Raw genomic sequence first — 13020 nt, forward strand, 5'->3', positions numbered from 1 at the left:
CGCTACACCCGCCTGGCCGACCAGTTCCCCCGGCCAGCGGCGCTGCCGCTCATCTGCTTGCCATTGACCGTTCCGGTATAGCGCACGCCGTTGGCGACAAACGAGATCTCGCTGCCGTTCAGGCGCGCCTCGGAGATCGGCGCGCTGCCCAGCTTGCCGGACAGGCGCTGGTAGCGCTGCTCCAGCTGCAAGGGCTGGCCGTCCACTTCCCAGTTGCCCGCCACCTTGGCGGGCACGATCCACAGCAACGCCGTGCAGTAGGTACTGCAATCCTGCCGGATCGTTTCCTCGGCGTCCGGCTCCCAATCGCCCATGCGGAAGGAGTTCGACACGATCCGCGTGCCGGGCGCCAGTTCAAGCAGCCTGGGCCGCAGCTTTTCGTTGATGGTCGACAGGAGGAACATGGTGATGACGTCCGCCTTCGACAGATCGGTGGCGAACAGGTCCGCCGTTACGAAGGTGGCGCGGTCGGCGACGCCGGCGCGCTCCGCGTTGCGGCGCGACAGCTCGACCAGATCCGGGTTGTATTCGATGCCTTGAGCCGTAAGGCCGCGCTGGGCGGCGGTAATGACGGTGCGGCCGTCGCCCGAGCCCAGGTCCATCAGCCGGTCCTTGGGCGTGACTTTCGCCATGTCCAGCATGGTATCGACCAGGGCCTGTGGGGTGGGCACCCAGATGACGTCCTTGCCGTCCTGGCCGACGTCGGGAACATACTCTTTCTGTTCGGCGGACTGCGCCGCTGCGGACGCGCTGTGCGCGGCTGGCGGCACGGAGGCCAAGGCCAGAGCCATCGCCGAGGCGAGCAGGGCGCCGCGCAGCCGCGGCGGGTTTGCCCGGGCCACGGGCCTGAAGGACGGGATCGCGATTTGCATGATGTGGGCTCCTTGCAGGTAAGGCATGCGGACGGACGAATCTTGCTTGGCGGCCGTCCCGGGAAACAAGGCTAGGCCTGCGGCTGCGCCGGCTCCAGCAGGCGCAGCAAGGGCAGGCCCGCGGCCAGCACTGCCAGGCCGATCAAGGCGCCAGCCCCGGCGTACATGGCGCTGGAGTACACCAGGCCGGCGCAGGTCAGCGCCAGCAACAGCGGGGGCAGGGGATAGAGCGGCACGCGGAACGGGCGCGGGCGGTCGGGATCGATGCGGCGCAGCCGCCATACCGAGGCCGCGACCAGCAGCATGAAGATCCAGAACACGGGCGCGGTGTAGGCGACCAGGGTCTGCACGCTGTTCTGGCTGAAAGCGCCCAGCGCGATCAGCGCCAGCGTGATCGCCCCCTGGACCAGCAGCGCGGACGTGGGCGTCTGGCCCTGCGCACTCCAGGCCGCCAGCGCCCGCAGGCGCGGCACGTCGCGGCCCAGCGCGCAATACACGCGCGCGCCGGTGATGATGGTGCCGTTGATGGTGCTGAGCGCGGTGGCGCAGATCGTCAGGCTGAGCAAGGCCGCCGCGTACGGACCAGCGGCCAGTTGCATCACGTCGGCGCCCAGGGCCGGCGTGTCGCGCAAGCCTTGCAGGCCGAAGATCTCCAGCAGCGCCAGATTGGTCAACACGTACGCCCCGGTCACGAGCAGCGTGCCGATCAGCAGCACGCGGCTCATGTTGCGGCCGGGATCGCGCAACTCGCCGCTCAGATAGGCGGCCTCGTTCCAGCCGCCATAGGTCAACAGCACGAACACCATGCCCATGCCCAGCAGGCCCGCGGCATTGCCCGTCAGCGGCGCCAGTTCGGCATTGGCGCGCGGCGCGCTGTCTCCCGCCGCCGTCAGGCTGGCGACCAGCACCGCAGCCAAAGCCGCGACCGTCAGCGCGGTGAACAGCCATTGCAGGCGTTTCGAGTAGCGTGTGCCCGCCACGTTCAAGGCGGTCAACGCCACCACCGATATTGCCGCGTGCAGCGCCGGGCCATAGGTGCCCAGTGGCGCGAGACGTTGCGCGTAGTCGCCATAGATATAGGCCACGACCGCGATGGCGCCGGTCTGGATGACGGAGCAACGCGCCCAGGCGAACATAAGTCCCACACGGCGCCCCCAAGCGCGCGTCAGGTACAGGTACTCGCCGCCCGCGCCGGGATAGGCCGATCCCAGCTCCGCATAGCAAAGCGCGCCGACCAGCATCACCAGGCCGCCCGCGCACCAGAGCCCGATATAGGCCGCCTCGGAACCAGCGTGCTGTGCCACCAGGGGCGGAAAACCGAATATGCCGATTCCGATCACCACGCCCACCAGCACCATGGTGGCATCCATTACCGACAAGCCGGCAGGCGCGCGCGGCTGGAGCAGCAGGGCCGGATTCGCGGACGAGCGCAGGGTGGGCTGTGTCATCGGAGGCTCTCGGTGGGGCGCGGCGGGCGCGGGAGGCAACGGCGTTTCGGGGACGGGGCCTGACAATCACCTGAACAAATTGCGACCGGCAGCGGTGCGTAAAAGTTTCTCCGGGTTTTCCCAGGGAGTGCGTCGATTACGCTAATTCAGCTTGCATTCAGATATTAGATACCACCTAATAAGTAATTCTTAACTCATTGTTTTTGTTATATTTTTAATGCTCTTGAAAGTGCTTTATTTAAAGTAATTTCTTAAGTTTGTGACGATCTCGATATGCCGCGCTTACCGCGCTATGCTGATTGCGCCGGACGCGCGCCACACGAGCCGCAGCCGCAAAGGGAAGGGAGCCAACCGCAATTCAGGAGCAGCGATATGAAGCTATCCATACGCGTGGCAACGGCAGGACTGGCGCTTTCCGCGCTGCTGGGCGTGACGCCCGCTGCGCTGGCGCACCATGGCTGGTCTTGGGCCGAGACCGAACAGATGACGCTGCAAGGCACCGTCCAGCAGGTGCAGATCGCGCCTCCGCATCCCTGGCTGGACGTGCGCGCCGACGACGGCGTCTGGCGCGTTGAACTGGGCAATCCCACCCAGACCAAGGACGCCGGATTCGTCGAGGGTTCCGCCAAGCCGGGCGATGCCATCATCGCCATTGGCAACCGCGACAGCGAAGCCGGCACCAAACGCATGAAGGCCGTTCAGATCAAGGTGGGCGGCAAGACCTACGACATCTATCCCAGCCGCATCAAGAAGCCCTGAAGCGCGGCTGCGCCCATGCCTGAGCTGCTGCGCCTGGCGCTGGAACAGCTTGAATCGCTGCCGCCGTCGATCTGGCTGCGGCGGTCGGGGACGCTATATCTGCTGGTAAACGCCGCTCACATCGGAGCCATCGGTCTGCTCATCGGCTCCATCGTCCCGCTGGACCTGCGCCTGCTGGGGCTGCTGAAGCCCGGACCGCTGGCCATGCTGGCGCCTGTGCTGGCACGCACGGCGGCCGTGGGCCTGGCGCTGGCTGTGTTGACCGGTGCCATGCTCTTCAGCGTGCGGCCGCTGGAATACCTGGAAAATCCCGCCTTTGGAGTCAAGATGGGTCTCTTGGCCGCAGGCGCGGTCAACGCGCTGCTGGCACGGCGCAGCAAAGCCTGGGAGATGCTCCAGGAGCAGGGCATGGCCTCGGCTGGAATGCGCCTGCGAGCAGGCGCGTCTTTATTTTTGTGGCTGGGTTGCCTGGTCGCGGGGCGCTGGATCGGATTCCTTTGAAGGCGGCCTGAGCCTGCGTCCGCGGCAGGCGCGGTCGCGATTCCGGCGCCCCGAGCATCAGCGCGTTGCGCTGGCGACGGCCTCGACCGTGATGCGCAGTTGCACTTCGTCGCTCACGCCCGGCGCGAATGCATCCACGCCGAAATCGCTGCGCTTCACGACCGTCATGGCGTCAAAGCCAATGGCCGGGCGTTGCGCCATCGGGTGCATGCCTTGCTTGTTCTGGCGCGCCTGCAGCACCACCGGCTTTTCGATGCCCTTGATGCGCAAGACGCCATTGATGCTGAGCTTGCCGTCGCCATGGTCGGCGACCGAGGTGCTCTTGAACTGGATGTCCGGGTACTTGGCCGCCTGGAAGAATTCCGCGCCTTGCAGCATCTCATCCAGCTTCGGCACGTGGGAAGTCAGACGCGCCACCGGCACGCTCAGGTCCACCGCCGACTTTGCCGGCTGGGCGGCGTCGTAGCGGATCACGCCAGTCACGGCGCCGGCATGGGCCGTGGGCTTGGAAAAGCCCAGATGGTCCCAGGTCACCACGATTTCCGTATGTTCCGGATCGATCTGGTAGTCCACGGGCGCGGCATGCGCGGGAAGACTGCCCAAGGTAAGGAGGGATGCGGCCAGGAACGCAGCGTAGGTGTGCTTCATTTGATTCTCTTGATGTTCGGCGCCCGGAGAAGTCCGGGCGCTCATTCCGTCGTCTGCTGGCTTAAACCGAGCTGACAAAGACGGCACGAAAGAAGGATAGGAAATGATGCAATATCGCGGTAGCCGCAAGGAACTGGCCGCAGCGTTCCATTTTTGATGGCAATCAAACTTTGGTGGCAATCAAACCCGTTGCTTGGAGCATCGACGCGCCCCGCAGGCCGTGCTGGCCGGACATCGCATGCCGGCCAGTCCCCGCGGGTTCATTGCATGGGCGTCAGGCGGCGGCCTGCGCTTCGGCCAGCGCTCGCTGCACGGCCGGCCGGGCGGCGACCCGGGCCAGATAGGCCGTCAGCTTGGGAAACTGCGTCAGGTCGACGCCGTCGCCCTCCAGCCAGCTGCCTATGGTGTACAGATAGCCGTCGACCACGCTATAGCGCTCGCCTGCCGCCCAGGGACCGGCGATTTGCGATTCGAGATAGGCGGCGCAGGCGGTCATGGATTGCGGCACCTTGGCCTGCATGGCGGCGTGCGCGGCCGGATCGTCCGCCCAGCGCGCACCGCGGCGCTTGTGCGCGTGCGCCACGTGCGCGGTGGACGCCAGATAGCTGGCCAATTCCTGCATGCGCGCGAATGCGAACGGATCGTCGACCGGCGCCAGCTGCGCGTCCGGAAAGCTCTGCGCCACGAAGGCGAGCAGGGCGGGGGTCTCGGTCAGCACGCCATGTTCGGTCGCCAGCGCCGGCACGCGGCCCTTGGGATTGACGCGCAGGTACTCGGGGCTCTGCTGCTGCTGGGCGCCCATATCAAGCTTGACCAGTTCGAAATCGGCGCCTGCTTCGTGCAGCGCGATATGCGTCGCCAGCGCACAGGTGCCGGGGGCGGAATAAAAAGTCCAACGGGACATCTGCATCCTCTTTGTTCAATGGGTGAAAAGCCGGGTCGCCACAACAAGCTGCCCGCGATAGGGTAGCCGGATCACTTGGCGATTCCAATAAAGACGGCCAGACAGCGCTCGACTTCCAGCAGCGTTGCAGCCTCGATGCGGCCGAAAGCAGGGCCAAGCTTGTCCCGCCTTACGGTCAGCGCCTTGTCGACCATGATTTGAGATAGCTGTTGCAAACCGTTCTGAGCAGTCGGCCTTGCGTTGACCCGCAGCAAGGGAGCCTCGACCAGACTGCTGGTCACCGGCAGGACGGTGATGCTTCCATGTTCGCTGAACAGGTCAGCCTGAATGACCAGGGCCGGACGCGGTTTGCCAAAATCGCCTTGCGCCACGACTGTCACCAGTTCGCCGCGCATCAGGGCTCCCAGCCTTCCAGCTCGGACATCGCCTGATGCATCAGGCGATGCGTTGCGTGATCTGCCGCATCGGCCTCGGTCGCCAGGCGCGATTGCCTCAGGCATTCCTCGGCGAAATCCGGCCGCCGGGTATCAGGCACCCAGATCTGGACCGGACGCAAGCCGGCCATGCGCAGCGCGGTGCGATGCTTGTTCACGCGGTCGTTCACACTGGATGTCACCATGGCAGCCTCCCTGTTGCATGTAACAGAGTACACGGGGAAGTCGTTACATGCAACGGGTATCGCGGTTGCCGCCACGAGCCGCGTTTCGTCAATCAAGCGTGTCATTGCCACGTTGGCCGTCCGTATGGATAGAACCGCTCACGATATCTGATCTACATCATGTCGCAATCCGAATTGACCGCAAGACCCGATGCATCCGCGGCATCTGCTCCGCCCTGCGTGATAGCATCTGCGCCGATAAGGAATCCCTGATGCACGCATCTGCCTATGCCCGTAGACGTTGGGTCGCGCTGGTCGCGATGGCCCTGTTCGTCTTTCAGGCGCTGATCGCGTCCTCCGCGCTGGCGGCCTCCGGCATGGGAACGGCCAAGGCGGGAGTCACCACCATCGTCTGCACCGCCAGCGGCCCGCGCGTGGTCACGCTGGATGTCGATGGGCAGGGGCAGGGCGCACAGCAGCACAGCGGCGCCTTGCCGCATTGCTGCAGCGCAGGCTGCGCCATGCTCAGCGGGGCCACGCCTCCCGAAATTCTCCTGCTCGCCTGGTTCCTGCCGGCGGCGGCGCCCGCCGTCCATCCTCCGGCCGCGGAACCGCAATTCTCCAGCGCTTTAGCCCGGCTGCCACAACGGTCGCGAGCGCCGCCTCAGTCCGCCTGACCTCCTTCCCTGACGTTATCGACAGGCCATCCGCTCAGCCCGCAAGCCTGCGGGCCTGAACGGCTGCGCCAGCATCGCCGGCACGCACCGGACCACGGGTCCCGCGCGCCGCGGGGAGGGGCGTCCACGTGCCATCGATGCGCGCCTCAGACGTGGCGACTGCGGGCCTTCACCCCTGAAGGCGCGCGTTGCCGTCAGTCCGCGCCCGCTACAAAACTTTCCCGATCGATAGAAACCTGACATGACCAAGAAAGAGGAATTCCTGCGTATGAGTTGCCTGGCCGCCGCCCTGGCTGCCTCATTCCCCGCCTGGCCCCAAGCCGCCGAGACGAACAAGATCTACACCACCGATCCCGTGGTCATTACGGGCGTGGAACCCAGCGCGCCGTTGACCTTCACCACGGATCCCAAGATCCCGCGCCAGCCGCTGCCGGCCAGCGACGGGACTGACTATCTGAAGACGATTCCCGGCTTCTCGGCCATCCGCAATGGCGGCACCAATGGCGATCCCGTGTTGCGCGGCATGTTCGGCTCGCGCCTGAATCTGCTGACCAACGGCACCTCCATGCCGGGCGCCTGCCCGGCGCGCATGGACGCGCCCAGCTCCTATATTTCGCCCGAGAACTTCGACCAGCTTACGGTCATCAAGGGACCGCAGACCGTGCTGTGGGGACCGGGCGCGTCGGCCGGCACGGTCAAGTTCGACCGCGACACGCCGCGATTCACGGCCGCCGGCGTGCGATTCGACGGCAGCCTGACGGGTGGCTCGTTCGGCCGCAACGACCAGGCCGCCGATCTGACCGTGGGCAACGACAAGGTCTACACGCGCATCACGGCCAACCATTCCCATTCCCAGGACTACAAGGACGGCGACGGCAACACCGTGCCTTCGCGCTGGGACAAGTGGAACGCCGACCTGACCCTGGGCTTCACGCCCGACGCCGACACGCTGTACGAACTGACTGCTGGCACGGGCGACGGCGAAGCGCGCTACGCCGGGCGCGGCATGGATGGCTCCCAATTCAAGCGCGAGAGCTTCGGCCTGCGCTTCGAGAAGCGCAACCTGGGTCCGGTGCTGAGCAAGGTCGAAGCACAGCTGTACTACAACTACGCCGACCACGTGATGGACAACTACACGCTGCGCGCGCCGGACCCCATGAGCGCCATGCCCATGGCCATGGCCGCCGACGTGGACCGCGCGACCTGGGGCGGCCGCTACGCCGGCACCTGGGAACTATCGCAGGATGTCAGCCTGGTCACTGGCCTGGATTTCCAGCAGAGCCGCCACCGCTCCCGCAACGGCACCGACACCGTGCCGTACAGCAGCCAGAGCTGGATCAAGGACGCGGACTTTTCCAACACCGGACTGTTCGGCGAGCTGACCTGGCGCGCCGCGCCGGACAGCCGCGTCATCGGCGGCGCGCGGATCGACTGGGCCTCGGCCAAGGATTTTCGCCAGGACAACGGGTCGATGATGATGCCCATGCCCAATCCCACGGCGGATGAACGCCGCAACGACACGCTGCCCAGCGGCTTCTTGCGCTACGAAAAGGATCTGGCCTCGCTGCCAGCCACGCTCTATGTCGGCCTGGGCCACGTGGAACGCTTCCCGGACTACTGGGAGCTGTTTTCCCCGGACCGCGGCCCGGCGGGTTCCGTCAACGCTTTCCAGGGCGTGAAGCCCGAGAAGACCACCCAGCTGGACTTTGGCGCGCAATACAAGACAGAAACGCTGGACGCCTGGTTCTCGGGCTACGCCGGCTACGTCAACGACTACATCCTGTTCAGCTACACCTCGGGCGGCATGATGGGTCCGACGTCGCAGGCCACGAACGTCAACGCGCGCATCGCGGGCGGCGAGCTGGGCGCCTCATACAAGCCGGCGCCATCATGGAAGCTGGGCGCCACGCTGGCGTATGCCTGGGGCCAGAACCGCAGCGACGGCAGCGCGCTGCCGCAGATGCCGCCGCTGGAGGCCAAGCTCAGCGCCGCCTACGACGACGGTACGTGGTCCGCCGGCGCGTTGTGGCGCGTCGTGGCCGCGCAGCGCCGCTACGCCTTGAACCAAGGCAATGTCGTGGGCAAGGACTTCGGCCCCAGCGCGGGCTTCGGCGTGTTTTCCATCAACGGCGGCTATACGGTCAACAAGCAGGTTCGCCTGTCGCTGGGCGTCGACAACCTGTTCAACAAGACCTACAGCGAGCACCTGAACCTGGCCGGCAACGCCGGCTTCGGCTATGCCGCCAACACCGCGGTAAACGAACCAGGCCGCACGGTCTGGGCGCGCTTGAGCTTCAAGTACTGACACGCCCAGTCCGGCAGGCGCAATCAGGACGCGCGCGGAGCCGTCAACAGCCCGACGATACCGCGCACGTCCGGTTCGTCCTCCAGCCCGCGCAGCCTGCGCGCCAGCTCCCGCGTCTGCGCGGCAGGCAAGGGCGGCTGCGCGGAGGCGCAGCAGGCTTCGAACTTCGCGTCCTGTTCGGCCACACCCAATGGGCGTTCCGGACTGCCGGGAAAGGCCGGCATGTCGACCGTGAATTCGCGGCCGTCCTTGAGCCGCAATTCGACCCGCTGGGGGCACATGGCGTTGGGGTCGGGATTGCCATCATCCACCACCAGAATGCGGGCGGCCAGTTCGAAAGTCCTGGCTTCGGCCAGCGCGGCCGGATCGAAATCGGGGATGCCGACCCGGCCGCGCAGCATGGCCGTGGCCATGGCATAACCCATGCACAGCCTGGCGGTGGCGGAATCCATGCCCGGATGGGCCGGGCGTCCGACCAGGCGCACGATCAATGAAGACGCGCGAACCGTGATCTGGTCCACGTCCTCGGGCTGCAGCGCATGGGCGCGCATCAGGTCCAGCACGGCGCCGATGCCGCTGTGCGTGGCGCGGCCGGTCGGATACGGTTTGTGGCTCATGCGGGTGATCTGGAACACCCGGCCCACATCCTCGCGGACCGCGTCCCAGTCGGCCTGGCCAGCGTCGTAGAGCGCGAAGTAGCCGTAGGGGCCTTCCAGGATGTCGCGCGGCCCGGGGAAGCCCGCGCGCGCCAGTTCGAACGATGTGACGGCGGCCCTGGCGTTCAGGCCGACCTGCAGGCCGACTGCGGGAGAGCCTTCGATATGTGCCTGCATGGTGCCGGAGAGATGGCTGTATGCCAGCCCCAGCGCGTCGCGCGTGGCGGTTTCATCCAGTCCCGCCAGCTTGCACAGCGTGGCCGTGGCGCCCAGGCCGCCGCACATGGCGGGCCGGAAGAAGCGCATGGGCGCGCGCTGGGCCAGCGCGACGTAGATGGCGAAGTCCAATCCGGCCGCGACCGCCGTGATCAGCTGAGGGCCATCGATGCCGCCTTCGCGCTCGGCGTAGCCCAGCGCCGCGGGCACGATGCAAGCAAACGCATGCACCACGGCGCGGTCGTGAATCGCGTCGAACTCCTGGTTGAAGACCTGATAGGCGTTCAGCATGACCGCGCTGGCCAGCGGCAGCCGCTCGCCGCTGCCCCAGACGGTGGCCTCCGCGCCCTGGCCCAAAGTCTGGGCCGCCTGGCGCAGCGATGCCATGCGGGGATGGCGCGAGCCGGAGAGCCCGACGCCGACCGCATCGAGGATGAAGGTCTGGGCCGCCGCCACCGCCGCCGCCGGCAGGTCCTGGTAGCGGGTGCGCAGCAAGTGCGCGACCAAGGTATCGATGGCGTTCATGCGGCGGCTCCGGCGGATTTGGCGGCAACCTGGCTGGCGTACCAGTCATACATCGCGGCGCCGGTGACAAAGGTCGTCATCGGATGCCGCTGCAACAGGTCCAGCATGGCCAGCAGATCGGCGTAGCGGTGCGGCACGCCCATCAGATGCGGATGCAATCCCAGCGTAAGGACGCGCGGACAGCCCGCGGCTTGGGCCTCTTGGGCATACAGGTCCAGCGTCCGTTCCAGGCGCCGGCTGAATTCCCCGGTGGCATGCTTTTCCACCGCGTGGATGACGGAATCGTTCAGCTCCAGCGCGTAGGGCAGCGCCAGCAACGGCCTCCCGGCGGTCTGCATCCAGTTGGGCAGATCGTCCAGGCACCAGTCGAACAGGTAGTCGATGCCGGCCTGGGCCAGCAGATCCGGCGTGTCCAGCGTTTCGCGCAGGCCGGGCGAGAGCCAGCCGCGCGGACGGCTGCCGCTGAAGCGCTCGATCCGGTCCAGCGCCGCAGCGATGGTGCGGGCCTGGCCGTCGCCGTCCTCTTGCGACAGCGCCCGCTGGTGGATGCCGTGGCCGATGAATTCCCAGCCGGCCTCCAGCAGCGCCTGCGCCGCCTCGGGATAGGCATCGATGACCGAAGCATTCAGGCTGGCCGAGGCCGGCAGGCCGCGGCCGCGTATGGCGTCGATCATCCGGGGCAGCCCGCAGCGCAGGCCGTATTCGGCCCAGCTGTAGTTGGGCACGTCCGGCACCGTCTCGCGTCCATGCGGCGCGGTAAGCAAGGTACGGGGCATGGGCTGGTCGAACGGCCAGTGCTCCACATTGACCACCAGGTGCACCAGGATGGGCCGGCCGTCCAGCGCCGCCAAGGGGGGGCGCTGGCTGGAAAGCATGAAAGGAATGCGTGGGTTGTTCATGGCATCTTGCTCATGGTTCAAAGACGTCTCAACGGCCGAGAAAGACCGGCTCGCGTTTTTCGGCGAACGCCCGCCGGCCTTCGGCGTAGTCCTCGCTGGCGAAGCAGTCGGCCACCAGGGCATCGATCGCGTCAAGCCGGGCAGGCGCGGGCGGATTCATGGTCGCCAGTATGGCCGCCTTTGCCGCGCGCAGGGAGAGGGGCGCATTGGCGGCAATGCCGCGCACCCGGGCCTGGGTCTGACGGGCGAAATCGTCGTCGGCGTACCGTTCATGGACCAGGCCGCGGCGTTCGGCCTGCTCGGCGTCGAGATTGCGGGCGGTATAGAACAGATCGAACGCGGATGCCGCGCCCACCACGTCCACCAGCCGGCGCATGTCGGCATAGGAGTAGCCCAGCCCCAGCCGCGCGGCCGGCATGCGGAAACGGGCGCTGGCGCTGGCATAGCGCAGGTCGCAGGCCAGCGCCAGGCCGATGCCGCCGCCCATGCAGGCGCCCTGTATCAGCGCCACGGTCGGGGCCGCGAACTCCGCCAGCAGCTGTTGCGCGTCCGCCACCGCCTGGTTGTACCTGGCGACCGCGGCGGCGCCGTCGCGCGCCTGGTCGAACTCGCTGATGTCGGCGCCGGACACGAAGGCCCGGGTGCCGGCGCCGGTCAGCGCCAGCACCCGGACCCCGGCGCCCTCCAGTTCACGCAGTGCGGCGGCCAATTGCTGCCACATGGCCAGCGTCATCGCATTGCGCTTTTCCGGATGGCAGACCGTCAGGGTCGCAATACCTTCCCGGAGGTCCACCTGGATCTGGCCGCCGCTCATACCACCCCCTGGCCATACAGGCGCTCGATGTCGCCCTCGGCATAGCCTATCTCCGCCAGCATCTCGCGGGTGTGCTCGCCCCAGCCGGGGGCAGGCCGAGCGATCTGGGCGGGCGTGCGCGTCAACGCCACGGGCTGCGAGATCAGGCGGTATTCATGTCCGGTCTCGTCCGCGACCGGCTGCGCCACGCCCAGATGGCGGACCTGCTCGTCCTCGAATACTTGCGGGATGCTGTAGACCGGACCTGCCGGCACGCCGGCGCCGTTCAGCAGCCCGACCCAATGCGCGACGCTTTGCTGGCGGAAGCGCTGCGCCAGCGATTCATTGAGAGCGGCGCGGTTGGCCACGCGCAGCTTCTCGGTCGCATAGCGCGGATCCTCCAGCCATTGCGGCGCGTCCAGGCACTGGCACAGGCGGCGCCAGTTGCCTTCGCCCGACGCGCCCAGGTTGAAGGCGCCGTCGCTGGCTTCGAACAGGCCCATCGGGCTGCTGGTCGGATGATCGTTGCCCGCCTGCACCGGCGTGTCGCCGTCGTTCAGGTAGCGCGCCGCCTGGAAATCCATGAGCGCGATCTGCGTGTGCAGCAGGGAACTGTGGACCCACTGGCCGACGCCGGATTGTTCCCGTTCCAGCAAGGCAAGCAGGACGCCGACCGCGGCGTAGATGCCGGTGCCGCAATCGGCGACCGCCAGCCCGGCGCGCAGCGGACCGCCGCCGGCAAAGCCCGTGACCGACATGAGGCCGCCCATGCCCTGGATGATCTGGTCAAAGCCTGGCCGATCCGCGTAGGGACCGTCCTGGCCAAAGCCGGAAATGCTGGCCAGGATGACGCGGGGATTGATGGCGCGCAGCGCCTCGTAGTCCACCCCAAGGCGCGCCTTGACGTCGGGACGCCAGTTCTCCACCACCACATCGGCCGTGGCCACCAGCTGCTTGAACACGGCCAGGCCTTCGGGCTTCTTCAGGTTCAGCGTCATCGACCGCTTGTTGCGGTTCAGGTTCTGGAAGTCGCCGCCGGTGCGGTCGGCGGCGAACATGGCTTCGTTGGGATCGATTCCGGCCGGCGGCTCGATGCGGATCACGTCCGCGCCGAAATCGGCCAGGATGCGCACGCAGGTCGGGCCGGCGCGCACGCGCGAAAGGTCCAGCACGCGAAAACGCGCAAGGGTGGGGGAGGCATTGATTCTGGCCATGATGA

At 67.0% G+C, this 13020-nt stretch carries 14 protein-coding genes; 4 read left to right on the top strand and 10 right to left on the bottom strand.

The features are described from left to right. Positions 1–2: 2 nt before the first annotated feature. Positions 3–872, bottom strand: coding sequence for an SAM-dependent methyltransferase (locus AC6LKD_RS04365; RefSeq protein WP_498115251.1), 870 nt, complete (start codon positions 870–872; stop codon positions 3–5). Between the two features lie 71 nt (positions 873–943). Beyond that, complete coding sequence (locus AC6LKD_RS04370) at positions 944–2242, bottom strand: APC family permease (protein WP_498115350.1); 1299 nt, start codon at positions 2240–2242, stop codon at positions 944–946. A 450-nt stretch (positions 2243–2692) separates the two neighbouring features. On the opposite strand from AC6LKD_RS04370, the gene AC6LKD_RS04375 reads away from it, so the two are divergent. Both AC6LKD_RS04375 and AC6LKD_RS04380 read left to right on the top strand, forming a co-directional pair. Beyond that, on the top strand, positions 2693–3079 hold the full coding sequence (locus tag AC6LKD_RS04375; RefSeq protein WP_498115253.1) for a DUF6152 family protein: 387 nt from the start codon (positions 2693–2695) through the stop codon (positions 3077–3079). A 15-nt stretch (positions 3080–3094) separates the two neighbouring features. After that, positions 3095–3580, top strand: coding sequence for a DUF6644 family protein (locus tag AC6LKD_RS04380; RefSeq protein WP_013393811.1), 486 nt, complete (start codon positions 3095–3097; stop codon positions 3578–3580). A 57-nt stretch (positions 3581–3637) separates the two neighbouring features. On the opposite strand, the gene AC6LKD_RS04385 is transcribed toward AC6LKD_RS04380, so the two are convergent. From AC6LKD_RS04385 to AC6LKD_RS04400, 4 genes are all read right to left on the bottom strand, one after another. Further along, positions 3638–4228, bottom strand: coding sequence for a YceI family protein (locus AC6LKD_RS04385; RefSeq protein ID WP_013393810.1), 591 nt, complete (start codon positions 4226–4228; stop codon positions 3638–3640). A gap of 274 nt (positions 4229–4502) precedes the next feature. Then, positions 4503–5132, bottom strand: a complete 630-nt coding sequence (locus tag AC6LKD_RS04390; RefSeq protein ID WP_498115255.1) for a glutathione S-transferase family protein — start codon at positions 5130–5132, stop codon at positions 4503–4505. Positions 5133–5203: 71 nt separating this feature from the next. Beyond that, the gene (locus tag AC6LKD_RS04395; RefSeq protein WP_013393808.1) at positions 5204–5527 is read right to left on the bottom strand and encodes a type II toxin-antitoxin system PemK/MazF family toxin; all 324 of its coding nucleotides are present in this window, start codon (positions 5525–5527) and stop codon (positions 5204–5206) included. Continuing rightward, positions 5527–5751 (bottom strand): antitoxin MazE family protein, encoded by a 225-nt coding sequence (locus AC6LKD_RS04400; RefSeq protein WP_498115257.1) that lies wholly within the window; start codon positions 5749–5751, stop codon positions 5527–5529. Before AC6LKD_RS04400 ends, AC6LKD_RS04395 begins: the two co-directional genes overlap by 1 nt. A 251-nt stretch (positions 5752–6002) precedes the next feature. On the opposite strand from AC6LKD_RS04400, the gene AC6LKD_RS04405 reads away from it, so the two are divergent. Continuing rightward, on the top strand, positions 6003–6407 hold the full coding sequence (locus tag AC6LKD_RS04405) for a DUF2946 family protein (protein ID WP_498115259.1): 405 nt from the start codon (positions 6003–6005) through the stop codon (positions 6405–6407). A 241-nt stretch (positions 6408–6648) separates the two neighbouring features. Further along, the gene (locus AC6LKD_RS04410) at positions 6649–8712 is read left to right on the top strand and encodes a TonB-dependent copper receptor (RefSeq protein ID WP_498115261.1); all 2064 of its coding nucleotides are present in this window, start codon (positions 6649–6651) and stop codon (positions 8710–8712) included. Positions 8713–8735: 23 nt separating this feature from the next. On the opposite strand, the gene AC6LKD_RS04415 is transcribed toward AC6LKD_RS04410, so the two are convergent. From AC6LKD_RS04415 to AC6LKD_RS04430, 4 genes are read right to left on the bottom strand one after another with little or no spacing between them, the layout of a single operon-like run. After that, positions 8736–10109, bottom strand: coding sequence for an MmgE/PrpD family protein (locus AC6LKD_RS04415; protein ID WP_498115262.1), 1374 nt, complete (start codon positions 10107–10109; stop codon positions 8736–8738). Further along, the gene (locus AC6LKD_RS04420) at positions 10106–11008 is read right to left on the bottom strand and encodes a polysaccharide deacetylase family protein (protein ID WP_498115264.1); all 903 of its coding nucleotides are present in this window, start codon (positions 11006–11008) and stop codon (positions 10106–10108) included. Before AC6LKD_RS04420 ends, AC6LKD_RS04415 begins: the two co-directional genes overlap by 4 nt. A gap of 28 nt (positions 11009–11036) precedes the next feature. Then, positions 11037–11822, bottom strand: a complete 786-nt coding sequence (locus AC6LKD_RS04425; RefSeq protein WP_013393802.1) for an enoyl-CoA hydratase — start codon at positions 11820–11822, stop codon at positions 11037–11039. Then, positions 11819–13015: a CaiB/BaiF CoA transferase family protein gene (locus tag AC6LKD_RS04430; RefSeq protein WP_498115266.1), complete on the bottom strand. Its 1197-nt coding sequence runs from the start codon at positions 13013–13015 to the stop codon at positions 11819–11821. The genes AC6LKD_RS04425 and AC6LKD_RS04430 overlap by 4 nt, the downstream gene beginning before the upstream one ends. Positions 13016–13020: the final 5 nt, after the last annotated feature.

This window comes from Achromobacter sp. D7-1 (genome assembly GCF_059760445.1).